Annotated in this window: 24 protein-coding genes and 7 tRNA genes; 3 read left to right on the top strand and 28 right to left on the bottom strand. The window is 60.3% G+C overall.

Annotation, left to right across the window (positions count from 1 at the left end):
* Positions 1-69: 69 nt before the first annotated feature.
* The 22 genes from BMY52_RS00160 to hypF all read right to left on the bottom strand — a co-directional run bounded on the left by BMY52_RS00160 (position 70) and on the right by hypF (position 19,129).
* Entirely contained in the window at positions 70-1,971 is a 1,902-nt protein-coding gene (locus BMY52_RS00160; RefSeq protein ID WP_090249349.1) for a SurA N-terminal domain-containing protein, read from the bottom strand.
* Between the two features lie 140 nt (positions 1,972-2,111).
* A tRNA-Asp gene (locus tag BMY52_RS00155) sits at positions 2,112-2,188 on the bottom strand.
* 26 nt (positions 2,189-2,214) lie between these two features.
* Positions 2,215-2,290: transfer RNA gene (locus BMY52_RS00150), tRNA-Val, on the bottom strand.
* A gap of 12 nt (positions 2,291-2,302) precedes the next feature.
* Entirely contained in the window at positions 2,303-2,575 is a 273-nt protein-coding gene (locus BMY52_RS00145) for an HU family DNA-binding protein (RefSeq protein WP_090249347.1), read from the bottom strand.
* 334 nt (positions 2,576-2,909) lie between these two features.
* Complete coding sequence (lon, locus tag BMY52_RS00140; protein ID WP_090249344.1) at positions 2,910-5,348, bottom strand: endopeptidase La; 2,439 nt, start codon at positions 5,346-5,348, stop codon at positions 2,910-2,912.
* A gap of 314 nt (positions 5,349-5,662) precedes the next feature.
* The gene (clpX, locus tag BMY52_RS00135; protein ID WP_090249341.1) at positions 5,663-6,937 is read right to left on the bottom strand and encodes an ATP-dependent Clp protease ATP-binding subunit ClpX; all 1,275 of its coding nucleotides are present in this window, start codon (positions 6,935-6,937) and stop codon (positions 5,663-5,665) included.
* Positions 6,938-7,051: 114 nt separating this feature from the next.
* Complete coding sequence (gene clpP / locus BMY52_RS00130) at positions 7,052-7,699, bottom strand: ATP-dependent Clp endopeptidase proteolytic subunit ClpP (RefSeq protein ID WP_090249339.1); 648 nt, start codon at positions 7,697-7,699, stop codon at positions 7,052-7,054.
* Complete coding sequence (gene tig, locus BMY52_RS00125) at positions 7,699-9,009, bottom strand: trigger factor (RefSeq protein WP_090249336.1); 1,311 nt, start codon at positions 9,007-9,009, stop codon at positions 7,699-7,701. The genes clpP and tig overlap by 1 nt, the downstream gene beginning before the upstream one ends.
* Before the next feature lie 113 nt (positions 9,010-9,122).
* Positions 9,123-9,207, bottom strand: a tRNA-Leu gene (locus BMY52_RS00120).
* A 131-nt stretch (positions 9,208-9,338) separates the two neighbouring features.
* A tRNA-Lys gene (locus tag BMY52_RS00115) sits at positions 9,339-9,414 on the bottom strand.
* A gap of 59 nt (positions 9,415-9,473) precedes the next feature.
* Positions 9,474-9,549 (bottom strand) — tRNA-His (locus BMY52_RS00110).
* 36 nt (positions 9,550-9,585) lie between these two features.
* Positions 9,586-9,662: transfer RNA gene (locus tag BMY52_RS00105), tRNA-Arg, on the bottom strand.
* A gap of 27 nt (positions 9,663-9,689) precedes the next feature.
* Positions 9,690-9,766 (bottom strand) — tRNA-Pro (locus BMY52_RS00100).
* Positions 9,767-9,854: 88 nt separating this feature from the next.
* Positions 9,855-10,610 (bottom strand): CDP-diacylglycerol--serine O-phosphatidyltransferase, encoded by a 756-nt coding sequence (pssA, locus tag BMY52_RS00095; protein WP_090249333.1) that lies wholly within the window; start codon positions 10,608-10,610, stop codon positions 9,855-9,857.
* Positions 10,607-11,236, bottom strand: coding sequence for a phosphatidylserine decarboxylase (locus tag BMY52_RS00090; protein ID WP_143050387.1), 630 nt, complete (start codon positions 11,234-11,236; stop codon positions 10,607-10,609). Before BMY52_RS00090 ends, pssA begins: the two co-directional genes overlap by 4 nt.
* 48 nt (positions 11,237-11,284) lie before the next feature.
* Positions 11,285-12,301, bottom strand: a complete 1,017-nt coding sequence (gene ilvC / locus BMY52_RS00085; protein ID WP_090249327.1) for a ketol-acid reductoisomerase — start codon at positions 12,299-12,301, stop codon at positions 11,285-11,287.
* A 47-nt stretch (positions 12,302-12,348) separates the two neighbouring features.
* Complete coding sequence (gene ilvN / locus BMY52_RS00080) at positions 12,349-12,843, bottom strand: acetolactate synthase small subunit (protein WP_090249324.1); 495 nt, start codon at positions 12,841-12,843, stop codon at positions 12,349-12,351.
* Positions 12,844-12,845: 2 nt separating this feature from the next.
* Positions 12,846-14,540: an acetolactate synthase 3 large subunit gene (locus tag BMY52_RS00075; protein WP_090249321.1), complete on the bottom strand. Its 1,695-nt coding sequence runs from the start codon at positions 14,538-14,540 to the stop codon at positions 12,846-12,848.
* 308 nt (positions 14,541-14,848) lie between these two features.
* Positions 14,849-15,874, bottom strand: a complete 1,026-nt coding sequence (gene hypE, locus BMY52_RS00070) for a hydrogenase expression/formation protein HypE (RefSeq protein ID WP_090249318.1) — start codon at positions 15,872-15,874, stop codon at positions 14,849-14,851.
* Between the two features lie 6 nt (positions 15,875-15,880).
* Complete coding sequence (hypD, locus tag BMY52_RS00065) at positions 15,881-17,011, bottom strand: hydrogenase formation protein HypD (protein WP_090249316.1); 1,131 nt, start codon at positions 17,009-17,011, stop codon at positions 15,881-15,883.
* A complete protein-coding gene (locus tag BMY52_RS00060) occupies positions 17,008-17,220 on the bottom strand; it encodes a HypC/HybG/HupF family hydrogenase formation chaperone (RefSeq protein WP_245740446.1) in 213 nt (70 codons plus the stop codon). The genes hypD and BMY52_RS00060 overlap by 4 nt, the downstream gene beginning before the upstream one ends.
* 7 nt (positions 17,221-17,227) lie before the next feature.
* Entirely contained in the window at positions 17,228-19,129 is a 1,902-nt protein-coding gene (hypF, locus tag BMY52_RS00055; RefSeq protein ID WP_143050386.1) for a carbamoyltransferase HypF, read from the bottom strand.
* A 74-nt stretch (positions 19,130-19,203) separates the two neighbouring features.
* Here hypF and BMY52_RS00050 point away from each other — a divergent pair.
* A protein-coding gene (locus tag BMY52_RS00050; protein WP_425429211.1) for an IS3 family transposase occupies positions 19,204-20,339 on the top strand; the annotation gives its coding sequence in 2 pieces (ribosomal slippage) (positions 19,204-19,480 and positions 19,480-20,339; 1,137 coding nt in all).
* 68 nt (positions 20,340-20,407) lie between these two features.
* On the opposite strand, the gene BMY52_RS00045 is transcribed toward BMY52_RS00050, so the two are convergent.
* Positions 20,408-20,860, bottom strand: a complete 453-nt coding sequence (locus tag BMY52_RS00045; RefSeq protein WP_177169784.1) for an acylphosphatase — start codon at positions 20,858-20,860, stop codon at positions 20,408-20,410.
* A 462-nt stretch (positions 20,861-21,322) separates the two neighbouring features.
* Between BMY52_RS00045 and BMY52_RS00040 the strand changes: the two genes are divergently transcribed.
* Positions 21,323-22,705: a nicotinate phosphoribosyltransferase gene (locus BMY52_RS00040; protein WP_090249301.1), complete on the top strand. Its 1,383-nt coding sequence runs from the start codon at positions 21,323-21,325 to the stop codon at positions 22,703-22,705.
* A gap of 43 nt (positions 22,706-22,748) precedes the next feature.
* A complete protein-coding gene (locus BMY52_RS00035; RefSeq protein WP_090250433.1) occupies positions 22,749-22,931 on the top strand; it encodes an isochorismatase family protein in 183 nt (60 codons plus the stop codon).
* A 134-nt stretch (positions 22,932-23,065) separates the two neighbouring features.
* On the opposite strand, the gene BMY52_RS00025 is transcribed toward BMY52_RS00035, so the two are convergent.
* The 5 genes from BMY52_RS00025 to BMY52_RS00005 form a co-directional block, all read right to left on the bottom strand.
* Complete coding sequence (locus BMY52_RS00025) at positions 23,066-23,332, bottom strand: DUF2442 domain-containing protein (RefSeq protein ID WP_090250430.1); 267 nt, start codon at positions 23,330-23,332, stop codon at positions 23,066-23,068.
* 10 nt (positions 23,333-23,342) lie between these two features.
* A complete protein-coding gene (locus tag BMY52_RS00020; protein ID WP_218140377.1) occupies positions 23,343-23,594 on the bottom strand; it encodes a DUF4160 domain-containing protein in 252 nt (83 codons plus the stop codon).
* Positions 23,595-23,660: 66 nt separating this feature from the next.
* Positions 23,661-24,455 (bottom strand): hypothetical protein, encoded by a 795-nt coding sequence (locus tag BMY52_RS00015; RefSeq protein WP_177169783.1) that lies wholly within the window; start codon positions 24,453-24,455, stop codon positions 23,661-23,663.
* A gap of 42 nt (positions 24,456-24,497) precedes the next feature.
* Positions 24,498-25,763, bottom strand: a complete 1,266-nt coding sequence (ltrA, locus tag BMY52_RS00010; protein WP_281244058.1) for a group II intron reverse transcriptase/maturase — start codon at positions 25,761-25,763, stop codon at positions 24,498-24,500.
* Positions 25,764-26,499: 736 nt separating this feature from the next.
* Positions 26,500-26,954 (bottom strand): LysE family translocator (locus BMY52_RS00005; RefSeq protein ID WP_143050384.1); only part of this gene is annotated, 455 nt, incomplete at its 5' end.

The following is a 26,954-nucleotide window of genomic DNA, read 5'->3' as shown; positions in this document are numbered from 1 at the left end:
GCGGGCTGAGTGCTACCTAACTCCCTTCTCCCCCTTGGGGGAGAAGGGCTGGGGATGAGGGGCGCGGTGTCAGAGATTGTCCTGATGGATCGTGATATCGGCCTGAGCCTCCAGCGACTCCAGTACCGCCTCGAAATCCAGCGCCCCATAAAGACCGCGCAGGTGGCTGCGGGCACTCTCCAGCTCCCGCTGGTCCGGCTCCACATTCGTGACTGCCTGCAAGGTCACCAGTGCATAGTCCCCGCCATCCAGGCTCACCCCACCCACCGTCGGCTCCCCTTCCTGGGGATCCGACAGGCTGAAGGCCGTATCCAGGATCTCGCCGGGCACCTGGGCACCTTCACGGGTCACTGTCTGATTCTCTTCCAATTCCCCCGGCAGGCCTTGTGTCACCTGTGACAACGCCTCGCCCTCGCGCAGCGCTTGCAGCAACGTCTCACCGGCTTCCCGAGCCAATCGCGAGGACTCCTCGGCGCGAATCAGTTCACGAATCCGGTCCTCCACCTCTTCCACCGGGCGAGGTGTGGATGGCGCATGCTCGCCGACACGAATCACCAGGGAACGGCCATCGGGCAACTCCAGCAGATCACTGTTGCGCTCTTCCTGCAACACCGGAGCACTGAAGGCCGCCTGGCGCACCGGTTCATACTGGCCGATGCCCTCGCCTTCCTCCCGGGTCAACCAGTCCGTTTCACGGATCTCCAGGCCTGTGGCGTCGGCCACGGCTGCCAGGCTGCGGGGGTTTTCATAGGCCTGAGTGATCATCTGTTCAATCAGTTCAATCTGCCTGGACTCGACCTGGCGAGCGCGAAGCTCCTGCTCCACCTCGTCACGCACCACCTCGAAGGGCTCCGATTCCGCAGGCTGAATGTCGGTCAGGCGCAGGATATGAAACCCCTCACGGGTTTGTACTGGCTGACTGATTTCCCCCTCGTCCATGGTGAACAGCACGCCGTCCAGGGCTGACCCCAGGTCGCCGCGCTGCAGATAACCCAGATCGCCCCCTTCCTCGGCGGTGAAATCATCCTCGGAGGCCTCCCGGGCCACCGTCTCGAAGCCCTCTCCAGCCTCGATGCGAGCGCGCAATTCACGAGCCTTGGCGCGCAACGCCTCCACCTGGGCCTCGTCCGCATCTCCGGGCACGCGCACCAGAATATGTGCCGCACGACGCTCCTCCGGCGAGGTATACCGGTCCAACTGCTGCCGATACTGGCGCCGCAGTTCCGACTCGGAGACGTTCAATTCCGACTCCAACCGATCCAGGTCCAGCTCAACATAGCGCAATCGCACCCGCTCGGGCGTGCGGAAGCGCTCTTCATGCTGGGCATAATAGGCTTGCACCTGCGCGTCATCGATCTCTACGTCCCGGGCATATTCCTCGGCCGGGATGACAAAGTAGCTCAGGGTGCGCTCCTGGTTGCTCAGACGCAGGTATTCCCGTACCTCGGCATCGGTCACCAAGGCGGAGTTGCGCACCCCGGCCTCGAACTGCTCCACACGCAGCCCCTGGGCCACATCCGCCTCGAAGGCAGCGCGACTGATCCGCTGGGCATCCAGCAGACGCTGGTAGCGCTCGGGATCAAACGCGCCATTCTCATGGAAGACCTCAATGCCCGCCAACTCCCGGGCCACCGCCTGCTGGCTGATGCTGATGCCACGCTCATCCACCATCTGTCTGACCAGTTCCCGCCGAATCACGGATTGCAGGGCGTGCTCGCGCAGGGCATCTTCGTCCAGAACGCCATCGGGCAGGCGTCCACCGAAGAATTGTGCCATCTGGTCACGCTGACGCTGCACCTCCCTTTGCAGGTCCCGGGTGGTGATTTCGACGCCATTGACCTCGGCGGCCACCAGGCGGGCGCCGCCGCCAAAATATTCCTGGACCCCCCACAGCGCAAAGGGGATGGCAATCATGATGATGATGGCATAGGCGAACCAGCCGGACGCCTTGTCGCGAATTTTCAGAAGCATGGGGTATCGGCTATCGGACAGCGGAAAGTGAGGCCCATGATACCCAAAAGTGCATCGGGTTTCGCGGGGGGCGCGAGAAGAACAACAGGGCGGGAGCAGAAAGCAAAAAGGGTGCCTGAGGCACCCTTTTTGCTTGAAGATGGCGGAGCGGACGGGACTCGAACCCGCGACCCCCGGCGTGACAGGCCGGTATTCTAACCAACTGAACTACCGCTCCAAATTGTAACTTTCAACAGTGCACCTTGGTGGGTGCTGAGGGGATCGAACCCCCGACATTCGCCTTGTAAGGGCGACGCTCTACCAGCTGAGCTAAGCACCCATTGAAAGCACGCTAGTTTACAGCATCTTTCAGTGCTTTACCAGCCTTAAAACTCGGAACATTCGAGGCCGGAATCTGGATGGCGTCGCCGGTGCGCGGATTGCGGCCACTACGGGCATCGCGCTGACGAACCAGGAACGTACCAAAACCAACGATCGTTACCTGATCACCTTGGCGAAGTGTATCAGAAATCACATCAACAATGGAATCCACCGCACGGGCAGCCGCTGCCTTGGGGAGGTCGGCGGAGCTGGCGACGGCGTCAATGAGTTCGGATTTATTCATTCAGTTGTACCTTAGGTTAGGCAAGAGCGTGGACGGAGCGCGTGGCGTCGCGCCGAGTCAAAGGAAATAGCCACCCTGAGCGCCTGAAAAACGGGCGGCTCGGACTCGGGTCGTCATAGGTTCTAGGAATTTATTGTTATGGGCGCTTGGACAAGAACGCCGACTTTATACCAAGCGGATTTCAAAGCTGTCAACAACGCGCAGGCGCCGCAAAGCCCCGCGCGGCGCCGTTTACAGCCATTTCAAGAACCTGCGCACACCCCCGGGGAGCCCTTTCGGACCCGTCCCGAGGATCGGCGGCAGGTAACTCCCGACAAAACGTCGGGAGACGACATCAGTGATGCGGCACGCGACGCGTGGATCCCTTGCCCTCGGACTTGGGTGTCACCTCCGGTTTTTCTGGCGCCTCGGACTCCACTCCAGCCGGACGCTCCTTGAGGGCAATACCCAAGACCTCATCAATCCAGCGCACGGGGCGGATATCCAGACGACTCTTGATATTCTTGGGAATATCCGCCAGATCCTTCTCGTTCTCGTGCGGAATCAGGACCGTCTCGATACCGCCCCGGTGGGCCGCCAGCAACTTCTCCTTGAGACCACCGATGGGCAGCACCTCGCCTCGCAGGGTGATCTCGCCGGTCATGGCCACATCAGAGCGCACTGGAATCCCCGTGAGCGACGAGACAATGGCCGTACACATGCCAATCCCGGCGCTGGGACCATCCTTGGGCGTGGCCCCTTCGGGCACATGAATGTGGATGTCCTTTTTCTCGTGGAAGTCCTCGGCGATACCCAGCGTCTGGCAGCGACTGCGCACCACGGTCATGGCCGCCTGGATGGACTCCTGCATCACGTCCCCAAGCTTGCCGGTATGGATGCACTTGCCCTTGCCGGGCACCACAGCTGCCTCGATGGTCAGCAACTCGCCACCCACCTCGGTCCAGGCCAGGCCAGTGACCTGCCCCACCTGATCGTGCTCCTCGGCCACGCCATAACGGAAGCGCCGCACCCCCAGGTACTTGTCCAGGTTCTTGGGCGAGACCAGGGTCTTGCGATCCGAGGCCTTGATCAGATGGGTTTTCACCACCTTCCGGCAGACCTTGGAGATCTCGCGTTCCAGGTTACGCACACCCGACTCGCGGGTGTAGTAACGCACGATGTCGCGGATGGCCGCCTCGCTGATGACCAACTCATCCTCCTTGAGACCGTTATTCTTCACCTGCTTGGGCACCAGGTAGTTCTGGGCAATATTGGTCTTCTCGTCTTCGGTATAACCCGGCAGGCGAATCACCTCCATGCGGTCCAGCAACGGCCCGGGGATGTTCATGCTGTTGGCCGTGGCCACGAACATGGTATCCGACAGATCGAAATCCACCTCCAGGTAGTGATCTGCAAAGGTACTGTTCTGCTCGGGATCCAGCACCTCCAACAGGGCCGAGGCCGGATCACCACGGAAATCCATGGCCATCTTGTCGATCTCGTCCAGCAGGAAGAGCGGGTTGCGGGTGCCCGCCTTGGCCAGATTCTGGACAATCTTGCCCGGCAGGGCACCGATGTAGGTGCGGCGGTGACCACGGATCTCGGCCTCGTCGCGCACCCCCCCCAGGGACATGCGGGTGAACTTGCGGTTGGTGGCTCGGGCAATGGAACGCCCCAGGGAGGTCTTACCTACCCCCGGCGGCCCCACCAGACACAGGATCGGACCCTTGAGCTTGCGCACCCGCTGCTGCACGGCCAGATATTCGAGGATGCGTTCCTTGACCTTCTCAAGGCCGTAGTGATCCTCGTCCAGAACCCGCTGGGCCTCCTCGATATCGTTGCGTACCTTGGAACGCTTCTTCCACGGTACGCTGGTCAGCCATTCCACGTAGTTGCGCACCACTGTCGCTTCGGCCGACATGGGTGACATCATCTTGAGCTTGTTGAGTTCGTTCTGGGCCTTCTGTTTGGCCTCCTTGGGCATGCCGGCCTTCTCCACCCGGCGCTGCAGTTCCTCGAACTCGTTGGGGGCATCCTCCAGGTCGCCCAGTTCCTTCTGGATCGCCTTCATCTGCTCGTTGAGGTAGTACTCCCGCTGGCTCTTCTCCATCTGCTGCTTCACGCGTCCACGGATGCGCTTCTCGATCTGCAAAATGTCGATTTCCCCTTCGATCAGGGACATCAGATGCTCCAAGCGGGCGCGCACGTCATCCACCTCAAGGATCTTCTGCTTCTCCTCGATCTTCAGAGACATGTGCGCGGCAATGGTGTCAGCCAGACGTGCGGCGTCCTCAATGCCTGCCAGGGAGGTGAGGATCTCCGGCGGAATCTTCTTGTTGAGCTTCACATACTGGTCAAAGAGGTTGAGCACCGAACGGGTCAACACCTCCATCTCCCGCTCGTCAACGCTGGTCTCCTGGGGGATCATCGAGATCTGTGCCGAGAAATGCTCCTCGCCATCGGTGAGTTCCATCACCCGTGCCCGCTCGGAGCCCTCCACCAGCACCTTGATGGTGCCATCAGGCAGCTTGAGCAGTTGCAGGATGGTGGACAGGGTGCCCACGCGATGGATCTCCTTCGCCGACGGCTCATCCACCTCGGCACTCTTCTGGGCCACTAGCAGGATCTGCTTGTTGTTCTCCATGGCGGTGTCCAGCGCACGGATGGACTTTTCGCGGCCCACGAAGAGCGGGATCACCATATGGGGATAGACCACCACATCGCGCAGCGGCAGGACGGGCACCGTCTGAATGGGCTCGTTGGTGGCTGCCTGGGTCTTCTGTTCGTTGTCCATGGTGCTTGGCTCTCATCTGGATTCGGTATGGGCCCCCGCCGATCCACGGCGCGCGGGGGGTGGCACGCGCCAATACCTTATTTGATGGGTATGTGAACGGCGAATTCAAGGACCAAGGGGTAAAAAAGCCGGAAATTCCGGCCTGGGAGGGGGCAAAACGAGAAAAAAAGGGCCAATCAAGGGCACATGAAAAGGTCGGCGCAGCGCCGAACGATGGAAGTGAGAGGAAGAACAGACCCAGAAGGAACGAGGGGGACGATTCACACCGCCCCCCTCATGCCCTTCAGGGGCCTATTGCCTCACCGACAGCCGCGTCAGTCCGACGCGGCCTTCTGGTAGTCGGAATTCTCGTAGATCAGGTAGGGCTTGGCATCCCCCATGATCACCGCATCATCGATCACCACCTTGGAGACGTTCTCCGTGGAGGGGATCTCATACATGCTGTCCAGAAGCACCTGTTCCAGAATGGTGCGCAGACCGCGGGCACCCGTCTTGCGCTCCATGGCCTTTTTGGCCACGGCCCGCAAGGCATCCTCGCGGAATTCGATTTCCACCCCTTCCATCTCGAACAACTTGCGATACTGCTTGGTCAGGGCATTCTTGGGCTCGGTGAGGATACGAATCAGCGCATCGGAATCCAGTTCCTCCAGCGTGGCCACCAAGGGCAGACGTCCCACAAACTCGGGGATCAGACCAAACTTGACCAGATCCTCCGGCTCCACACCAAACAGCACCTGAGAGCTGGACTGGGACTCGTCCTTGGCCTTCACCTCAGCGGAGAAGCCGATCCCTCCCTTCTCGGTGCGGTCCCGGATCACCTTTTCCAGACCGGAGAACGCGCCGCCCACGATGAACAGGATGTTGCGCGTATCCACCTGCAGGAATTCTTGCTGGGGGTGCTTGCGTCCCCCCTGCGGCGGCACGGAAGCCACGGTGCCCTCAATCAGTTTCAACAAGGCCTGCTGCACTCCCTCACCGGAAACGTCCCGGGTAATGGAGGGGTTGTCGGACTTGCGGGAGATCTTGTCGATCTCGTCAATGTAGACAATGCCCGTCTGGGCCTTTTCCACATCGTAATCGCACTTTTGCAGCAGTTTCTGAATGATGTTCTCCACATCCTCGCCCACATATCCCGCCTCGGTGAGAGTGGTGGCATCGGCGATGGTGAAGGGAACATTCAACAGGCGGGCCAGGGTTTCGGCCAGCAGTGTCTTGCCCGAGCCGGTGGGACCGACGAGCAGGATGTTGCTCTTGGCCAGTTCCACGTCGTCCTTGCCGCTCTTGGCTTCCAAGCGCTTGTAATGATTATAGACGGCCACGGAGAGGATTTTTTTCGCCCGCTCCTGGCCAATCACGTATTCGTCGAGGATCTGATTGATCTCGTGGGGTGTGGGCAGTTTGCTGCCGGATGCGGCCGCCTGCTCCTGCATCTCCTCACGGATGATGTCGTTGCACAGTTCCACGCACTCGTCGCAGATGAACACGGACGGACCCGCGATCAGCTTACGCACCTCATGCTGGCTTTTGCCGCAAAAGGAGCAGTAAAGCAGCTTCCCGCTGTCCGAATCCTTGCCTTTGTTGTCGCTCATCGCCGACCTCAATTCGTACCATTCGGTTACACCTTGCCCCTTTTAACAGCAAGATGCAAGCCGCCCACGGGCAGGGTTAATGGGTGCCAAGGAGCGTGCCCTGGCACCCGGCTATCAGGACTTGACGGGCGGCGTGCGGACGTCGAGCACCTTATCCACGATACCGTAATCCTGGCTCTCGGGGCCGCTCAGGAAACGGTCGCGCTCGGTATCCTCGGCGATACGCTCGATGGACTGCCCCGTGTGATGGGCCAGGATGCCATTGAGCTGGTCCCGTACTTTCAGGATTTCCCGGGCGTGGATGTCGATATCCGTTGCCTGACCCTGGAACCCCCCCAGAGGCTGGTGAATCATCACCCGTGAATGGGGCAGACAATATCGTTTGCCCTTGGCACCACCCGCCAGGAGCACGGCCCCCATGCTGGCGGCCTGACCGATGCACAAGGTGCTCACATCGGGCTTGATGAACTGCATGGTGTCGTAAATCGCCAGGCCCGCCGTGACCACGCCGCCGGGCGAGTTGATGTAGAGGCTGATGTCCTTGTCGGGATTCTCCGACTCCAGAAACAGCATCTGGGCCACAATGACATTGGCCATGTAGTCTTCCACCGGACCCACGGCGAAGATCACCCGCTCCTTGAGCAGGCGGGAATAGATATCGTAAGCGCGTTCGCCCCGGGCGGTCTGTTCGACCACCATGGGCACGAGGTTCAGAGCCTGGGTGTCCTGGGCCCCACCACTTGTCAAACCGTTATCACGCATCAGGCCTGATTCTCCTGGGAAGGATTCATGAGGGCGTCGAAACTCATGGGCTCATCGCTGACCTCGCACTGAGACAGCACCCACTCGACCACCTGCTGCTCAAGCACCATGGCTTCCAATCCGCTCATGGCCTGCTTGTTACCACGATAGTAGCTGATCACTTGCTGCGGATCTTCATAACCGGCGGCCATGGCCTCCAGTTCGGCGGTGACCTTGTCCTGATCCACCTTGATTTCGTGCTGACGGACAATCTCGCGGATCACCAGCCCCAGACCAACGCGCCGTTCTGCATCGGCCTTGAACTGCTCGTCGGGCAGCTGCGGGCCACCCTCCTGGTTCATGCCGTAGCGAGACTGTGTCTGTTCACGCAGTCGATTGATTTCCTCCTGCACGATCGCCGCCGGCAGATCCACTGAATTGCGCTCCAGCAGGGCATCCATGACCTGATCCTTGACCCGGGCCTTGACCGCCTGTTCCATCTCGCGCGTCATGTTGTTCTTTACTTCCTCGCGCAGCTTTTCCATGCCGCCCTCTTCCACACCGAACGCCTTGGCGAACTCTTCGTTCAGCTCCGGCAGGGACGCTTCCTGGACCTTTTTCACGGTGAGCGCGAACTCGGCCTTACGGCCCGCCAGATGTTCGGCGGGGTAATCCTCGGGGAAGTTCACCTCAATGGTCTTTTCTTCACCGGGGGTCACGCCGGGCAACTGGTCTTCAAAGTCTTTGATCATCCGACCCTGGCCCAGTTCAATCGGCACATCCTCGGCCTGCCCTCCCTCAAAGGCCTCACCGTCCAGGGTGCCCTTGAAGTCCACGACCACCTGATCGCCCTCGGCGGCGGGGCGTTCCACATCCACCCAGTCGCGGCGCTGCTTGCGCAGGGATTCGATCACCTTGTCCACGTCGGCCTCGCCAATCTCCACCTGGGGACGCTTGACCTGGGCACCGGACATGTCGGCGGGCTGCACCTCGGGGAAGACCTCGAAGGTTGCCACGTACTCAAGAGGCTGGCCGGCCTCCATGGACTGGGGCTCGATATCGGGGGTTCCGGCAGGGATGATGCTTTCCTGAGCCAGGGCCTCCTGGTAGGAAGACTGCAACACCTCGCCCAGCACTTCTTGGTAGACACCTTCGCCGTAGCGCTTCTGCACGACCTTGAGGGGCACCTTGCCGGGACGGAAACCATCGATGCGCACGCGCTTGACCAGCGACTTGAGGCGACGATCCACCTCTTCCTGAATGCGATCGGCAGGCACCTGCACCGTCATCCGCCGCTCCAGGTTGCTCAGGGACTCCACTGATACTTGCATGGAATGAAAACCTCTTCGCCTCTAAATTTTCGAATCTTGAGTCGTGGCAAATTCGGCATCCCTTAGGGCACCTTGGGGCCACTGCAGGGCTACACTTGCCAAACGCGTGAAATTGGTGCGAAAGGAGAGACTCGAACTCTCACGGGTTTCCCCACTGGAACCTAAATCCAGCGCGTCTACCAGTTCCGCCACTTTCGCATGCATCCATTACCAACCGTGCAAACCCGGGATTATACAAGCACGCCACACGCACTATAACCCATTGCGCCGTCCGTGCCGCGGATACGAAAAGGCCCGGCATGCGCCGGGCCTTTTCGTGACACGCAAAATGGTGGGCCGTGAAGGACTTGAACCTTCAACCAATGGATTAAGAGTCCACTGCTCTACCAATTGAGCTAACGGCCCGTCTGACTGGCTCCCGTTTCCGGGTTGCTGCCAGGGTCGTCAGATACCCTGCCAGGAGATGGGGTGGCCGACGGGGCTCGAACCCGCGACAACCGGAATCACAATCCGGGACTCTACCATCTGAGCTACGGCCACCATCATTTTCAACACTTCCACCGGTCACCCGGCAAATGGCGCGCCCGGCAGGACTCGAACCTGCAACCCTCGGCTTAGAAGGCCGATGCTCTATCCAGTTGAGCTACGGGCGCGGAGTCCACGCATCCTCCGGGTCTTTCTGGTCGGGGTAGAGGGATTCGAACCCCCGACATCCTGCTCCCAAAGCAGGCGCGCTACCAGACTGCGCTATACCCCGGATTTCCCGAGCCTCGCTACCAGCCAAGGCGACGCGGAAGCCGTGGATATTAAACCCATATTTACACCGCGTCAATGCGCGGAACGGGTCAATTCCCTCCGGCGCGCAGCTGGCGCTTGCGCCGCCAGCGCAATAACACCAGCCCTGGCCCGGACAAGGCATACAACAGGAACCCGGTCCACAATACCTTGGCGGGATCCAGGGCGGTCAACATCACGGCAAACAGCATTCCCAGCACCACGAAGAACGGCACGCGATGGCGAAAATCCATGTCCTTGAAACTGAAGTAAGTGAGGTTGCTCACCATGGCAGCCCCCGCAAACACGGTCATCAGTAGCGCCAGCAGAACCAGATCCTCGCCCGCAAAGCCCAACTCGTTCCACACCCAGACCATCCCCATCAGGACAGCTGCTGCTGAAGGACTGGGCAGCCCCTGGAAAAAACGCTTGTCAGAGCTGCCCGCCTTGACGTTAAACCTGGCCAGACGCAGGGCGGTGGCGGCGGCATAGAAAAAGGCGACCACCCAGCCCAACTGCCCCAGCCCCGACAGCGCCCATAGATAGACGATGATGGCCGGCGCCAAGCCAAAGGAGGCCATATCCGCCAGGGAATCATATTCTGCCCCGAAGGCCGTCTGGGTCTGGGTCATGCGGGCCACGCGCCCGTCCAGGCCATCCAGGACCATGGCCACAAAAATTGCCACCGCTGCAGCAGTGAACTGACCTTCAAAGGCGGCGATGATGCCGTAGAAACCGGCAAACAGCGCCCCCGTGGTGAATAGATTGGGGAGCAGATAGATGCCACGCCGCCCCCGCGGAGAGCGTATTTGATGACCGTTATTCACGCGTCGGCATCCTGCTTCTTGTGTACCAGTGTGGCGATCACATCAGTGGCCGCGCTGATACGCTGCCCGGGTCTTACTTCGGCACGGGCCGTTGGCGGCAGATAGACCTGCGCCCATCGGGCGAACCCCAGAAAACCGCAACGACGGCTCTGGCCCAGACGGTCACCGGCGCCGGCCATGCAGTGGAACACATGCGGCCAGGAGCGGCACTGCATGGCCACCACCACATCTTCCGCCTCGTCAGTCTTCAGCCAGACGGCCAGATACCCGCTCGCATCCACGGCGGTATCCGTCTTGCGCCGGAAGAATTGCTGCACCCGGCACTCCACCGGGCTGTACATATTGAACTCCCCTCGCCAACTCTGGCGCAGGGTGACACACAGCGCCGGACGCTCCAGGAAGGGGTCGTGGCATTCGTCCACGGCCATCACCCGAGCATCCAATGGGCTGACAACGGCCAGCGGGCGGGAAGGTGTCTCCCGCCCCCAATTCCGAAAAATGAAGAAACCACCCAGCAACAACAGCCACGTGGGCAGGGCCCAGACGCCCAGAAACAAATGCGCCACGGCCACCAACACGGCCAGCAGCGCAAGATAGAGGCGTCCTTCCGGAGCGATGGGTAACATGATGATCCCGGCCCCGGGCACGCGTGGCGCACCCGGGGCATTGCGGCTTTAGTTCTTGGACTTATCGACGATCTTGTTGTCCTTGATCCAGGGCATCATGTCCCGCAGGCGACTGCCCACCACTTCCAGATCATGCTCGCGGGCCAGACGACGGCTGGCCTTGAGGCGCGGCGCACCGGCCTTGTTTTCCAGGATGAACTCACGCGCGAACTCGCCTGTCTGGATCTCACGCAGGATCTTGCGCATCTCATCCTTGGTCTGCTCGTTCACCACGCGCGGGCCACGGGTGATGTCACCGTACTCGGCGGTGTTGGAAATGGAGTAGCGCATATCGGCCACGCCACCTTCGTACATCAGGTCAACGATCAGCTTGAGTTCGTGCAAGCACTCGAAGTAGGCCATCTCCGGCGGGTAACCCGCCTCGACCAGGGTTTCAAAACCGGCCTGCACCAGGGCGGAGGCGCCGCCACACAGCACGGCCTGCTCGCCGAACAGGTCGGTCTCGGTCTCGTCCTTGAAGGTGGTCTCGATGATGCCGGCACGACCACCGCCATTGGCGGAGGCATAGGACAGGGCGATATCGCGACCCCGACCAGAGGCATCCTGGTAGACGGCGATCAGGCTGGGCACGCCGCCACCCTGAGTGTAGGTGGAGCGCACCAGGTGACCAGGGCCCTTGGGGGCGATCATCAGCACGTCCAGATCCGCGCGGGGCTGGATCTGTTCGAAATGCACATTGAACCCATGGGCGAAGGCCAGGGCACCGCCCTCCTTCAGGTTGGGCTCGATCTGCTGAGCATACAGGTCGGCCTGATGCTCATCCGGGGCCAGCACCATCACCAGGTCGGCACCCTTCACGGCCACTTCGATGTTCTTCACATTCAGGCCAGCGTCCTCGGCCTTCTTGGCGGAGGACGAACCCGGGCGCAAGCCCACGGTCACGTCGACGCCGGAATCCTTCAGGTTGTTGGCATGGGCATGACCCTGGGAGCCATAACCGATGATGGCCACCTTCATCCCCTGGATGATGGAAAGATCGGCGTCTTTGTCGTAATAGACCTGCATTTGGTAAATCCCCGGAAAATGAACGTTGGGTTGAAGGGAAAGAGTAATCAGAGTTTCAGGGCCACGTCGCCACGGGCAATGCCCATGACGCCGGAGCGCACCACCTCGATCACCTCGAAGTGGCCCATGGATTCCACGAAGGCGTCCAGTTTTTCGCTGTCGCCGGTAAGCTCCACCACGTAGGTGGCGGCGCTCACATCGATGATGTGGCCGCGGAAGATCTCGGCCATACGCATGACCTCGGCCCGCTGGTCGGCATCCTGCACCTTGAGCTTGATGAGCATCATCTCGCGCTCGATGTGGCGATGCTCGGTCAGATCCAGCAGCTTGACCACGTCCACCAGCTTGTTGAGCTGCTTGGTGATCTGCTCGATCACCTGGTCCGACCCCCGGGTCACCAGGGTGAGCCGGGACAGGGTGGGATCCTCAGTGGGGGCCACGGTCAGCGATTCAATATTGTAGCCGCGAGCCGAGAACAGGCCGGCCACCCGGGAGAGGGCGCCGGACTCGTTTTCCATCAGTATCGAGATAATATGTCGCATGATTACAGGAGGATCATTTCGTTCTGGCCCGCACCGGCCGGGATCATGGGATAGACGTTCTCACTCTGGTCAGTGATGAAGTCCATGAAGACCAGACGATCCTTCATGTCCAGGGCCTCCTTGAGCGCCCCTTCCACGTCGCCCGGCGACTCAATGCGCATGCCCACATGCCCGTAGGCCTCGGCCAGCTGCACGAAGTCCGGCAGGGCATCCATGTAGGACATGGCATAACGCCCCTGATAGAAGAACTCCTGCCACTGGCGCACCATGCCCATGTAGCGGTTGTTCAGGGCCACCACTTTGATGGGCAGATGATACTGCAGGGCCGTGGACAACTCCTGGATGCACATCTGGATGCTGGCCTCGCCGGTCACGCAGACCACGGTCTCGTCCCGATGGGCCAGCTGGGTGCCGATGGCTGCCGGCAGGCCGAAGCCCATGGTGCCCAGCCCCCCGGAGTTGATCCAGCGATTGGGCTTGTCGAAACCATAGAACTGCGCCGCCCACATCTGGTGCTGGCCCACATCGGAGGTGACGAAGGCATCCCCCTTGGTGAGACGATGCAGGGTCTCCAGCACGTACTGGGGCTTGATCAACTCGCTGTCGCGATCGTATTTCAGGCAGTCCATGGAGCGCCATTCGTCGATCTGCTTCCACCAGTTTTCCAGGGGTTCGGGATCGGGGCGGCGCTCTCCGGCCTTGATCTCCTTGATCATGGCCTTGAGCACGCTGTCCACCTGACCCACGATGGGCACATCCACCTTCACGTTCTTGGAGATGGAGGCCGGATCCACGTCCACGTGGACGATGCGGGCATTGGGGCAGAACTTCTCGATATTGCCTGTCACCCGGTCATCGAAGCGGGCGCCGATGGCAATCAGCACATCCGCGTGATGCATGGCCATATTGGCCTCGTAGGTGCCGTGCATCCCCAGCATGCCCATGAACTGCCTATCCGACGAGGGGTAAGCGCCCAGGCCCATCAAGGTATTGGTGATGGGGTAGTTCAGCAGCCGGGTCAATTCGGTCAGGGACTTGGAGGCATTGCTCAGGATCACGCCACCGCCACTGTAGATCACCGGCTGGTGGGCGGAGAGCATCAGGTCCACGGCACGACGGATCTGCCCCGGGTGGCCCTTCACCGTGGGGTTGTACGAGCGCATCTTGATGGAACGCGGGTAATGAAACTCGCACTTGTCGGCGGTGATGTCCTTGGGGATGTCCACCACTACCGGCCCCGGGCGCCCGGTGGTGGCCACATAGAAGGCCTTCTTGATGGTGGTGGCCAGATCCTTCACGTCCTTGACCAGGAAGTTGTGCTTCACGCAGGGCCGCGTGATGCCCACGGTGTCCACCTCCTGGAAGGCATCGTTACCGATCAGACTGGTGGGCACCTGACCGCTGAAGACCACCAGGGGCACGGAGTCCATGTAGGCATCGGCAATACCGGTGACCGCATTGGTGGCCCCGGGACCGGACGTCACCAGCACTGCACCGGGCCGCCCAGTGGACTTGGCATAGCCCTCGGCGGCGTGCACGGCGGCCTGTTCGTGGCGCACCAGGATGTGCTCCACCTTATCCTGGCGGTACAGGGCATCGTAGATATGCAGTACCGAACCGCCGGGATAACCGAACAACGTGTCGACATTTTCTTCTTGCAGACATCGGACAAATATCTCGGCGCCGGTCAATTCCACGGTCTTGGTCTCCTGCTGCGCACTGTGCGAGCCTGGTCTTGGGATCGCCCCCGGGCGCGTGATGGCCGCGCCGCACGGAAACGATGGGGAAAAGGTTCGATCATAATATGATCCGGGGGGAATTTCACTACCATCGACCAGACGCTGGCCAGTCCGTGACAAACCTCGACCGGTCATCCAGCTTCAGGGTAAAGCCGATCCCCTCGAGGCCACCCCCATGAACGGCATATGCGAAAAGCCCGACAGTGAGCAACTGGCCTTACGAACCCACCATGCTGCATGCCTCTGGACCCAGCGCAACCGTCAACCTAACAAATCCTGGGCAGTTGATCCCCCTGCAACCAGTCGATGATCCTTTGTCCACCCAAACGGGTTTGCATCTGTACCAGGTTTTGCGGATCCCGGGTGACCTGCCCGATGATCGCTGCCTCTTCACCTTGAGGATGACCGCGCATCGCCTGCAACAAGGCGGGGGCCTCTTTAGCCGGGCAGATGGCCACCAGCTTGCCTTCATTGGCACTGTAGAGAGGATCCAGACCCAGAAACTCGCAGGCGGCCCTGACGGTTTCCCGAACAGGCAACTGCCTTTCATCGATCTGCATCCCCACGCCGGATTGCTGAGCCAGTTCATTCAGACAGGTGGCCAGCCCGCCCCGGGTGGGATCACGTAGCCCTCGCAGGCCGGGGGACACCTCCAGCATGACCTCCACCAGGCGGTGCAAGGCCTGGGAGTCGGAGCAGATTTCGGTTTCAAAACCCAGGCTCTCACGCAGGGACAGCAGCGTCACCCCATGATCCCCGATGCTCCCGGAGACCAGGATGGCATCCCCTGGCCGAGCCTGATCACCAGACAACCTGCACCCCTCAGGAACCACGCCGACACCGCTGGTGGTGATGAAGACACCATCCCCCTTGCCCTTCTCCACCACCTTGGTGTCTCCGGTGACGATGGGGGTGCCCGCCTTCCTGGCGGCTTCCGCCATGGAAGCCACCAGTCTATGGAGATCAGCCAGGGGAAAGCCTTCTTCCAGGATAAAACCGGCCGACAGATAACAGGGACGGGCACCGGCCATGGCCAGATCATTGAGCGTGCCATGCACTGCCAGACTGCCGATGTCCCCGCCTGGGAAAAACAGCGGGGACACCACATGCCCATCCGTTGCCATCACCACCCTGCCGGGGGGCAGATCAAATACCGCCTGGTCATTTCTTTGATTGAGCCAGGGGTTATCCAACAGCGGCAGAAAAAGCTGCTCCAGCAGATCCTGACTGGCCCTGCCGCCACTGCCATGGATCATCTCGACACGGCCCTTCTTGATATCCAGTGTTGCCATGCCCGATCAACCCCTTGCCAAACGTTGCTCTTGCGTACGATTACGTCCATAGCTGTAGTAGGCAGCACAGGCACCCTCGGAGGAAACCATGCAGGACCCCAGGGGGTTTTCCGGACTACAGGGATTACCAAACAGTGGGCATTCGCTGGGCCTTTTCAGGCCACGCAGGACCGCGGGACACTCACAGGCCTTGTTTTCCCTGGACTGCCCAGCGCTGAAGGTAAAACGCTCTTCAGCATCCAGATGCGCCAGTTCAGGTCGCACACGAAGGGCACTTCGGGGCAGGCTGCCCAGGCCACGCCACTCAAAGCGGTCTCTCAGGGTGAACACCTCGTCCATCAGCTGTCTGGCCTTGAGGTTGCCTTGGGGGGTGACCGCACGGGTGAATTCGTTTTCCACCTCCGCCCGGCCCGCATTGAGCTGCCTGACCAGCAACAGGATGGCCTGAAGGACATCCAGCGGCTCAAAGCCGGCTATCACCACCGGTTTCTTATACTGCTCGGGGAAGACCTGATAGGCCTGGCTGCCAATCACCGTGCTGACATGCGCCGGGCCGATAAAGCCATCCAGGTGCCGGGGGCCATCATCGCTCAAGATGGCGTGCATGGCCGCCGGAGTGAGCACATGGTTGCAAAAGATGGAGAGGTTGGTGAACCCCAACTGATCGGCCTGGCGCAGGACCAGGGCGGTCGGTGGGGTGGTGGTCTCAAACCCGATGGCAAAAAACACCACCTGACGCTCAGGATTGTCGCGGGCAAGGGCCAGGACATCCAGTGGGGAATAGACCATGCGCACATCGCCCCCTTCGGCCCTGACCTTCAGTAGAGAGGTTCCACCCGAAGCGGGCACCCTCAACATATCGCCATAGGTGCAGAGGATCACCTGCGGGTTTTGGGCCAGTTCGATGGCCATATCCAGGCGGGCCATGGGCAACACACACACCGGGCAGCCCGGCCCATGAATCAGTTCGATTTCCTGGGGCAAGAGATCCACCAGGCCATCACGAAAAATGGCATGGGTATGGCCACCACAAAACTCCATCAAGCGGTAGCTTCGGCCTCCCCTGACCTGCTGATGGATCAGCCGGGCGATGTGTCTGGCCTTGTCTCCATCGCGAAATTCATCGATATACTTCATGGTGTGCTCTCGTGGCCCTGGGCGTGCTCCAAGGCCTCCAGCTCACCAAACAGCGCCAGGGTCTTGTCCGCCTCCTCCTGGTCCAGCTTTTTCAAGGCCACCCCCACATGCAGGATCACGTAGTCACCCACCTGAAGATCATCAACCAGGGCAATGTTGATGTTCTTCCTGATCCCACCCAGATTCGCCGTGGCGGTCTGGTCATCCACCAACGCGTCAATTCGGACCGGTACGGCCAGGCACATAGGACAACCTCTCCAAGAACTGTGAGTCATCGGTCTTTCTTGCCATGGATGCAACCCAGGCCTGGCCCAGGGCCAGCCCGGTATCATTCACCGAAACCCGTTGCGGGACATACACCTCCAGCCCCCTGGCTTGCAGGCGGGCCACCAATGCCTGGCGCAACACACCATTCAAGAAACACCCCCCGGACAGCACCACCTTCCTGAGGCCCGTGTCTTCACTGGCCTTCTCCAGCCATTCTTCCAGCCCCCCGATCAAACCGGCATGGAAGACTTCGGCACCCTGTCGCGGATCGGTCAAGGTGGACACCGCCGACAGCAAGGGCCAGAAACTCAGTTGCCCCTCCTTCAGGGTCCAGAGTCTTTCGGCAAGCGTTGGCAGGCCCGTCACCAGGGCTTCCAGTTGCATGGCGGCCTGGGCTTCATGGCTTTGGTGGCTGCACACCCCCAGAAGGCCCGCCGCAGCATCAAAAAGACGCCCTGCGCTCGTGGTGGGGCTGCATAGATGCGGCCTTGCCAGGAGTTTTTGCAACAGGGCATGACCCGGCTGATCACCAGGATCGAAGGCGGCAGAGGCCTTGAGCCCCAGTTGGTGCAACACCCCGGCCGCCAGACGCCAGGGTTCCCTGGCGGCCTGATCGCCACCGGGTAATAACAGTGGAGCCAGTTCCCCCAGACGGGAGAATCCCAGGGTATTGACCTCCAGAAGCTCCCCCCCGCGGGCCTGACCCTCTTCTCCCAGGCCCTGACCATCCAGGACCAGGCCCAGCACCCTCTCCTGTAACCCGAACTCCGCCATCACGGCGGCCACATGGGCATGATGATGCTGGACCTGCAGCCAGGGCAGCTGCCATTGCCTTGCCAATTCTTCAGCCAGGCGCGAAGAGTAAACATCCGGGTGCAGGTCACTGCAGATCATTTCCGGCCGGAAATCCAGCAGTTGGCAAAGGTGTTCAGCCGTTGCCCGCAGGCGTCGGCAGGTGGTGGCCTGATCCAGGTCGCCTACGTATTGGGAGAGACATGCCTGGTCTTCACCCAGCAGACAAACACTGGTTTTCAGGTAAGCCCCCAGGGCCAATACCCGCACTGGCGAAGCCTCAGGCAGCGTCAGGTGCAAAGGGGCCAGTCCCCGGCCTGGTCTCACCAGGGCCCGGGGTGAACGACTGGCTTGAAACACACTGTCATCGCAGCCGGTGATAATCTCCCGGTCGTGCAACAACCAAAGGTCGGCAATATCGGCCAGTTGTTCCAGTGCCTGGTGATTGTCCGTGATCAAGGGCTGGCCACCCAGGTTGGCACTGGTGGCCACCCAGGCGGTGGATAAGGGGCGTTGCAACCAACCACTGCCTTTCGGCTGACCCAACAGGGTGTGGAACAGTAGCCAGTGCAAGGGTGTAGACGGCAGAAGCACCCCCAAATCCTTTAACCCAGGCGCCAGGGCTTCCAACATCAATTGGCTTGCCGCTCCCTCCTTGTAGGGCACGATCAGCAGGGGCGCCGCCGCAGACTCCAGCAGCGCCCGGTTCTCACGACTCAACTCCACCCAGGGTTCCAGCGACGCCCCATTCAGGGCCATGATCGCCAGGGGCTTGTGTGGCCGGCGTTTTCTATGGCGCAGCTGCGCGATGGCCACCGGATCATCGGCGGCACACATCAGGTAAAAGCCCCCCATGCCCCGAATCGCCAGGATCTTCCCGGCTTGCAGGCCAGCAACGGCCCGTTCCAGGGGGTCCCCCGAAAGGGGTTCGCCATCGGCTGTCGAACACCAGAGACGGGGGCCACACTGGGCACAGGCATTGGGCTGGGCGTGGAAGCGCCGATCGGCCGGGTTCTGGTATTCAGCCAGGCAGGTGGGACACTGCTCAAAGGCCTGCATACTGGTCTGCGAGGTGGACCCCAAAATTCGGACCAGGGGTTAAGCTCTGATCATTCCGACAGGAGAATCTGATCATGAGCAGGAAACGCAAGCAATACAGTGCCGACTTCAAGGCCAAGGTGGCCCTTGAGGCCCTCAAAGGGGAGCAGACCACCTCGGAGCTGGCAGCCCGCTTCGAGATCCATCCGACCATGGTGAGTCAGTGGCGGCGTGAGTTGCTGGACAAGGCGACGGGGATCTTCGAGGGCAAGGGCGGGGGCAAGGCGGCCCAGAAGACCCAGGAGGAGATCGACACCCTGTACCGTGAGATCGGCAAGCTGACGGTGGAACGGGATTTTTTATCGCGCAGGCTCGGTCGTTGAGCCGGGCCCAGCGACAGGCCCTGGTGGAGTCGCAGGCGGTTGATGTCAGCGTTCGGCGACAGTGTCAGTTGCTCGACATCAGTCGTTCCTCGGTGTACTACCGGGCCAAGCCGGCCCAGGATAGCGACCTGGAGCTGATGCGCCTGATTGACGAGGAATACCTGCGAAGGCCGTTCTATGGTTCACGGCGGATGAGGGTCTATCTCAACCGCTTGGGCCACCCGGTAAACCGCAAGCGAGTCCAGCGGCTGATGCGCCAGATGGGCCTGCACGCCGTGTATCCGAGGCCGCGCACCAGTCGACCGGGCGAGGGCCACCGGATCTATCCCTACCTGCTGCGGGATCTGGTGATTGATCGTCCCAACCAGGTCTGGGCGACCGATGTGACGTTCATCCCGATGGCCCGGGGGTTCATGTACCTGGTGGCCATCATGGACTGGCACAGTCGTCGTGTGCTCTCCTGGCGTGTGTCGAACACCCTGGACACCGACTTCTGCATTGATGCCCTTGAGGAGGCTCTGGCACGCCATGGGCGGCCCGAGATCTTCAACACGGACCAAGGCTGCCAGTTCACCAGCAAGGCGTTCACCCAGGTGCTGGAATCCCACAAAATCCAGATCAGCATGGACGGCAAGGGCTGTTACCAGGACAACATCTTCGTGGAGCGGCTCTGGCGCAGCGTGAAGTACGAGTGCGTCTACCTGAAGGCCTTTGAAAATGGAGCCCACTTACGCCAGGATCTGAAGCAGTACTTCGCCTGGTACAACGCAGAGCGGCCCCACCAGGGGATGGACGATGCAACACCGGATGAGGTCTACTTCAACCAACCTCTGACTCGGGCGGCCTGACGCCTGAGAGATACAACCCGGTTAGAGCTTAAACCCCCTGTCAGGTGGTCCAGCAGATGGGGTCCACTTCACTGCGGGCGGTCATAGGGCCTTTGCCGCATCAGGGTGTAGCGTGGGCCACACTGAGTGCAATTGATAAAGGGATAGCGCCAGCGACGATCCTGGGGGTTAAACATCTCCTCCAGACAAGCCGGGCAGGGCCGGGTATCCAAAGGCGCCTCTAAGCTCAGGGTTTCTTGGCTATTGAGGCTGGGCTCAATCGTGAAGGCCTGATAGGCAGACGTATCCAGCCAGTCCTCTTGGCAAGCAGACACCCGGGCGTGGACCGGTGCCTGCATCAGCAGGCGGTGTTTGAAGTCCTCAAGTGCAGGCTGCGCCCCTTGTAAATGGATATTCACCCCGCCCTGGGTATTGCTCACCTGTCCCACCAGGTTCAAATCCCGGGCCAGACGATACACAAAGGGACGAAAACCCACGCCCTGAACTCGTCCGCTGACCCTGATTTGCAGGGTTTTCATCATTTTGCGCGAGAAACCCCATCCCTGCCCTGCTCGCGTCCTCCTGCATGGATTTGGGTTGAAAGGTATCGCCATAGCCATCAGCCCGTTGCAGCAGGCGGCAGTGGCGGTGTGAAATGCCTGGACAACGCCTTGGTCGGCTCAGGCTGAACATAGCCCGATTCCATGCTCAGCTTCAATGTTTCAGCCGCAGTGGAGACCGCTTTATGCCAAGGCATCGGACAAATTCTCGGCACCGGCCAATTCCACGGTCTGGATCTCCTGCTGCGCGCTCTGCGGGCCTGGTCTCGGGGTCGCTCCCGGGCGCGTCATGAGCGCGCCGCACGGAAGCCAGGGGAAAAGGCTCGTTCATAATATGATCTGGTGGGAATTTCACTACCGTCGGCCAGACACGGGGCAGCCCGTGACAAACCTTGGCCGGTCATCTAGCTTCAGGGTAAAGCCGATCCCGTCGAGGGCCCGCTCATGAACGGCATACGTGAAAACCCCGACAGTGCGCAACTGGCCTACGGCGGCGCCCTGGGCCTGCTGACCGACCTCTATGAACTCACCATGCTGCAGGCCTATCGGGAGGAAGGCCTGGAGGATGAGGCGGTGTTTTCCCTCTTCGTGCGACGCCTGCCCGCCGGGCGCAACACTCTGCTGGCCTGCGGCCTGGATACGGCGCTGGGACAGCTGGAAAACCTGTCGTTCGACCCGGCGGATCTGGACTACCTGGCCTCCCTGGGCCCCTTCAAGGACCGATTCCTCCAGTGGCTGGCGGATTTTCGCTTCACCGGGGACGTGTTCGCCGTGGCCGAGGGCACCCCCGTCTTTGCCAACGAGCCCATCCTGGAAATCCAGGCACCGCTGCCGCAAGCGCAACTGGTGGAAACCCTGGTGATGAACCAGATCCACCTGCAGACCGTGCTGGCCTCCAAGGCCGTGCGCATGGTGCATGCCGCCGACGGACGCCCCGTGATCGACTTCGGCGCCCGCCGCACCCACGGCGTGGACGCCTCGCTCAAGGGGACCCGGGCCTTTCATGTGGCGGGCATTGCCGGCACTTCCAATTGCCTGGCCGGACGCCTGTACGGCGTGCCGGTCCGGGGCACCATGGCCCACAGCTACATCCAGGCTCACGACAGCGAGGCCCAGGCGTTCGAGGCCTTCTCCCGCCTCTATCCCGACACCGTCCTGCTGGTGGACACCTACGACACCCTGGCCGGCATCGACCGCGTGATCGAACTGGCCCGGCAGCGCGGCGATGCCTTCCGGATACGCGCGGTGCGACTGGACTCCGGCGATCTGGGCAAACTGGCCCGGGCGAGCCGCGCCCGTCTGGACGCGGCCGGGCTGAACGCCGTGGAGATCTTTGCCAGCGGCAGCCTGAACGAACATGCCATCGCCGGGCTGATCGCCGACGGCGCCCCCATCGACGGCTTCGGCGTGGGCACCAGCCTGGGCGTGTCCCGGGACGCCCCGGATCTGGACATCGCCTACAAGCTGGCCGAATACGCCGGACAGGGTCGCCTCAAGCTCTCCAGCGGCAAGCCCATCCTGCCCGGGCGCAAACAGATCTTTCGCGAGCAGCACGGCGGTGAATTCAGCGCCGACACCATCGGCCGCGCCCACGAGGACCTGCCCGGCACCCCCCTGCTCCAGCCGGTGATGCGCGACGGTCGGCGCCTGCCGGACCACGTGCGGGACCTGGATGTCATCCGGGAGCACGCCCGGGCTCAGATGAGTCACCTGCCCGCCTACATCCGGGGCCTGATGCCCCCGGACACCCCTTACCCGGTCCACACCAGCCCGGCCCTGCAGCAGCATCAGGCCGAGGTGACCCGCCGGGTCAGCCAGGGCGGCTGATCCCCTGCCCTTTCGAGCCCCGCTCCCCGGAGGTATGCCCACCATGACCGAATTCGATGCCACCCCCCGCGTTGGCGACGCCCTGATCATCGTCGATGTGCAGAATGATTTTTGCGAGGGCGGAAAGCTGGCCCTGGATGACGCGGACGCGGTGGTGCCGGTGCTCAATCGATGGATCGCCCATGCCCGATTCCTTGAACTGCCGATCTTCGCCTCCCGGGACTGAACCACTTCATCCCCGTTTCTTCCGAAAGCTGCTTGAAATACTCCACCACGTTATCGCCCATGCGAATCGTCACCTGTCGCTTCAACTTCGACGCGTACGGGTTACGGGAGACGCCAGCGCTCAGCCGCACGGCTTCATGCGTCGGCTGGAGCGCCTTGTTGTGCCCTATTTCGCCTGCATTTTTCGTAAACAAACTCCGGATCAAGATCTATTCCAGAGTCCCACTCAACCGTATCAAAAGATACCCGGACACGCTCAAAAGCATTTCGGTCCTTCAGCCGCTGAAAAACACCGAAGTCGAGATACGGCTTCATATCTAGTATCCCGCGCTCGCCATTGTCAAAATCGACTTGCAGCGTATAGTTGTCAGAAGGAGTAACGTTTGTGACTGAGGGATGCATTTTGTTCACCTTACTGAAGTGGCTGAATCTTGAATGGTTCCTCACCATTCAAGACCAACTCCCAATCGGCCATCAACTCGTCTTGGCGAAGCTCCGCCCATGCCAAGGCAAGTTTCGTTTGTTTCTTTGGAAGATTGCCTTCGATAATCTCGCACGTAAGGATATCCACTATCGCCTTGTATTCGCCGTAGTAGACATGAAAGTGTGGCGGCGGATGCTCCTTCGGCGCGAAGTACATTCGCACAATAATCCCGTAGAACATAGATATTGTTGGCACTTTGGATCTCCCCTCGGTTACAGTGTCGGCCCTTCAAGCACAACGCCGCAATCACGCGCGTGTCGCGTGCATTGCTTTGTTAGCCTTGTCTTGTATTGATATTTCATCGAGCGCTTCAGCTGGTACCATAACGGCTATGTCTTCCAAGCTGCCTATCTCCAGCTGAATGGCGGTGCCGGTATTCTCACCGGTATAGACCGCTATTCTCAGCTCGTTTTGATGAGCGAAAATCTGATCTTTCACAAAAGGACCGACTTCAAAATCATCTTGCGAAAAATCTACATATTTAACCAGGCTTCGAAAGTGCTTGTAGCCTTTTGCTGCAGCCGCCTGCTTGATTCTAGTCACGAACTCTCCTGCATCGGCCACAACTACTGCATATTCACCAAAGCCTAGCTTTGCTCTCTCGGAAACCTCCTTTCCAAGGTTCTTAATCGGCATATCGGCCTTGAGATAGTACGAGCAGAAAACATTCACGTTCTGAAGATTGCTATTCAGCTCTCGAATTCTGCTATGGGTCAGCTGAGCGATCTCTTCGAAAGCACCATTTTCTGGATTCTTTCGCTTGAGAATGGCTCCCCTCCAATTTCGAACCCGCTCAGCCCCTTCATTAACATCTCGACGCTCATCATCGGCCTCTAAGGTCCGATAGAACTCTAAGGTATTCATGTAGATCACGCCATCTTCGAATAGTGACCGCATGTGTTCATGAGCGCCGAGCTTAATGATTAGTTCGATTGGACTATTTTCTGGATTGATGGAGACCTCCAATGGGATGGCGTCGCAGTAGGAACGCCGGTTACCCGACGCCCCCTGCACAGATCCCGGCGTGCGGTTTTCCCGCACCGGGCTCTTCAGTCATACTCACTCGCGCAGAAGGACGGTCCCTCACGCAAGCCCCCGATTCCGTATCCCCTGCATCGCCTCAACCGGTGTCGGAAACGCGTAGGCCTCCAGCACCCGCCTGAGACCTTCCCAGGTCAAACTTCGCCTTTCACTGCGACGGTTCAGCCACTTGTAGAGCAACCGGATTGCCGCGGTGTGAAAACACCACAGTGAGCTGATGTTACCGATGGCACGGAAGTAATTGTAGTGCCCCCGTACCTTGCGTTTCATCGTCGCCAACAGTATCGGCAGACGAAGATACCGGTGTGTCTTCAGCCAGTCCTTGCAGGCCCGGATGCTACTGCGCAGCTTCTTGCGGCTGGTCCGCCGCCATACCCGCGGTGTCCCCTTGCTATCCGCTTCCCAGTAGAATTCAAAACCAAGGAAGGTGAATCGCCGGGTCCGTGTTGGGTGAAAACGGCTGAAGCGGTGAATGCACGTCTTCTCCGAGGCCGCCTGGAGACCAAAGGCCCCCAGTCGCCTCGGCAAGGCTCGATAGAACCGCTGTGCATCCGCCCGGTACTGGAAAGCACACACGAAATCATCCGCAAAGCGGATGATGTACGCCTGTCCGGCACAGCTCGGCTTGATCCGCTTCTCAAACCACACATCCAGCACATAGTGCAGATAGATGTTCGCCAGTATCGGCGAGATCACACCGCCCTGTGGGGTTCCCGTATGCGGGTGGAGTACAGATCCATCTCGCTCCAGGATTCCGGCCTTCAGCCAGCTGGCAATGAGACCAACGAATGGTTTATCGTCAATCCGCTCCGCCAGCATCCGTAGCAGCCAGTCATGGTCAATGTTGTCGAAGAAGCCTTTAATGTCGGCTTCGACAACATAACCGTGACGTCCAAACTGCAGCTCATAGGTGAGATCCTTGGCCGCCTGCTGTGCACCACGCTTCGGCCGGTAGCCATAGCTGGTGGAGAGAAAATCCATTTCGTAGATAGCCTCCAGCAACAGGCGTGCTGCCGCCTGAAGCAGTCGGTCTTCCACCACCGGAATTCCCAGCGGTCGTTCCTTGTCGTTCCCCTTCGGAATGTACCGGCGCCGGATCAACCGGCTTCGATACTCGTTGCGTTTCAGGCGTTCTACCAGTTGTCTGATGTTTTCACTCAGGTTCTTGCCATATTCGGCCATCGTCACCTTGTCCACGCCCGGGGCTCCCCTTTGATTCAGGGTGCGCCATGCATGGTGCAGTAGTGATTCATTCAGAAGGCCATAAAGGTTCTGGAATCGGTGGGCTTTCGCAGTGCCCGCCTTGATGGATATCGCCCGCAGGAAGGTTGGCTCGTCGTTCTCCGGCCCAACAGTGTCCGGCGCGAGTGGCCTTTGCGGACTGTGTATGACTGTCACCCCCTTCCCCATGTGATCGGCTCTACCGTCTCGGAGTACTATGAGGTGATCCGACTCCCCGGTGGCCGTCAGGTCACGTTCCCTTTCTCGGGGTCCGCTTTCCTTACCTGTACCGGGCCTCTCAGGCTCACCCTGACTCTGGCCTAGCCCTGTATCCAGATTTCTCCTTCGTGCCTCAATAGCCATATGTCATTGTTTCCCAGAGGTTTTCCGGTTCAGGAGCCACAAGGGCCTCCCGCGTTCACGACGCATCTCTCGTCACATACCGTAGCTTGAGAACTCCGCCGGCTCTCTCCAGGCTCACCAATGCGCCCGGTTCGTCTAGGCTTCACGCGCGTTACAACGCTCGCCAATCCGGAACGGCTTTTCGAAGCGATTCCAGCTCTAAGGGGCTGCATCCCCATCCGGTCTATGACGTACCCTGTGTACGCTTCACCTCTCTTGTTCGCCTGTAGCCTCAGTTCTCACCGCGGCCACCGCTCCGCCAGAGGCGCAACACTCGGTAATGGTGGGTGGTTAACCCTTTCCATGCCAGGACTTACACCCGGCCAGATGCGCCGCGCTTTGCGCGGCGCGCTAACGCCCGGCTCACGCGCCGGTTTGGAGCCGCGAAGCGGCGGGAAATCGGTCGCTGTGCAGCCGATTGTTAAGCCTTTGCTATAAGATAGGATCCTGCTCCAACCATCAAACCACCAGCCGCAACTTTAACTGCTCGTTCTGCTCGATGATTGATTACGAATGACGCAACGACCCCTGAAAAATAGGCGTAGCCCAATTTGACACCACCAACTGCGACAATGGTTATCCCTGCAATTATTGCTATATCCATTGTCCCGATAGTGGCTAAATCAACGAAAGCAGGAAACAAACTCGCATAGAAAAATATAGCCTTTAAATCACCGAGGGTGAGGAGTAATCCAGAGAGAAAGCTCGCTGATAGTTTCGATGCTGACCGACCAGAATCCTCTAACTGCAATGAAGCTTTCGATCTAATGAGGCTTATACCTGCGTAGACCGCTGAAGGTTGCCACCCATTCCACGTGAAGCCTGCCACCCGGACCGGGGCAAAGCTGCCACCCATCGGAGCGTAGCGACGCGGGG

Origin of the sequence: Ectothiorhodospira marina, assembly GCF_900109495.1 — a bacterium.
Lineage (GTDB): Bacteria > Pseudomonadota > Gammaproteobacteria > Ectothiorhodospirales > Ectothiorhodospiraceae > Ectothiorhodospira > Ectothiorhodospira marina.
This window is presented reverse-complemented; position numbering and strand designations above follow the sequence as displayed.

What these genes read in the sequence shown, in the direction of transcription:
- BMY52_RS00160 (WP_090249349.1), bottom strand. Translation starts at nt 1,971, where the DNA reads ATGCTTCTGAAAATTCGCGACAAGGCGTCCGGCTGGTTCGCCTATGCC.
- BMY52_RS00145 (WP_090249347.1), bottom strand. Translation starts at nt 2,575, where the DNA reads ATGAATAAATCCGAACTCATTGACGCCGTCGCCAGCTCCGCCGACCTC.
- lon (WP_090249344.1), bottom strand. Translation starts at nt 5,348, where the DNA reads ATGGACAACGAACAGAAGACCCAGGCAGCCACCAACGAGCCCATTCAG.
- clpX (WP_090249341.1), bottom strand. Translation starts at nt 6,937, where the DNA reads ATGAGCGACAACAAAGGCAAGGATTCGGACAGCGGGAAGCTGCTTTAC.
- clpP (WP_090249339.1), bottom strand. Translation starts at nt 7,699, where the DNA reads ATGCGTGATAACGGTTTGACAAGTGGTGGGGCCCAGGACACCCAGGCT.
- tig (WP_090249336.1), bottom strand. Translation starts at nt 9,009, where the DNA reads ATGCAAGTATCAGTGGAGTCCCTGAGCAACCTGGAGCGGCGGATGACG.
- BMY52_RS00090 (WP_143050387.1), bottom strand. Translation starts at nt 11,236, where the DNA reads ATGTTACCCATCGCTCCGGAAGGACGCCTCTATCTTGCGCTGCTGGCC.
- ilvC (WP_090249327.1), bottom strand. Translation starts at nt 12,301, where the DNA reads ATGCAGGTCTATTACGACAAAGACGCCGATCTTTCCATCATCCAGGGG.
- ilvN (WP_090249324.1), bottom strand. Translation starts at nt 12,843, where the DNA reads ATGCGACATATTATCTCGATACTGATGGAAAACGAGTCCGGCGCCCTC.
- hypE (WP_090249318.1), bottom strand. Translation starts at nt 15,874, where the DNA reads ATGGCAACACTGGATATCAAGAAGGGCCGTGTCGAGATGATCCATGGC.
- hypD (WP_090249316.1), bottom strand. Translation starts at nt 17,011, where the DNA reads ATGAAGTATATCGATGAATTTCGCGATGGAGACAAGGCCAGACACATC.
- hypF (WP_143050386.1), bottom strand. Translation starts at nt 19,129, where the DNA reads ATGCAGGCCTTTGAGCAGTGTCCCACCTGCCTGGCTGAATACCAGAAC.
- BMY52_RS00045 (WP_177169784.1), bottom strand. Translation starts at nt 20,860, where the DNA reads ATGATGAAAACCCTGCAAATCAGGGTCAGCGGACGAGTTCAGGGCGTG.
- BMY52_RS00040 (WP_090249301.1), top strand. Translation starts at nt 21,323, where the DNA reads ATGAACGGCATACGTGAAAACCCCGACAGTGCGCAACTGGCCTACGGC.
- BMY52_RS00035 (WP_090250433.1), top strand. Translation starts at nt 22,749, where the DNA reads ATGACCGAATTCGATGCCACCCCCCGCGTTGGCGACGCCCTGATCATC.
- BMY52_RS00025 (WP_090250430.1), bottom strand. Translation starts at nt 23,332, where the DNA reads ATGCATCCCTCAGTCACAAACGTTACTCCTTCTGACAACTATACGCTG.
- BMY52_RS00020 (WP_218140377.1), bottom strand. Translation starts at nt 23,594, where the DNA reads ATGTTCTACGGGATTATTGTGCGAATGTACTTCGCGCCGAAGGAGCAT.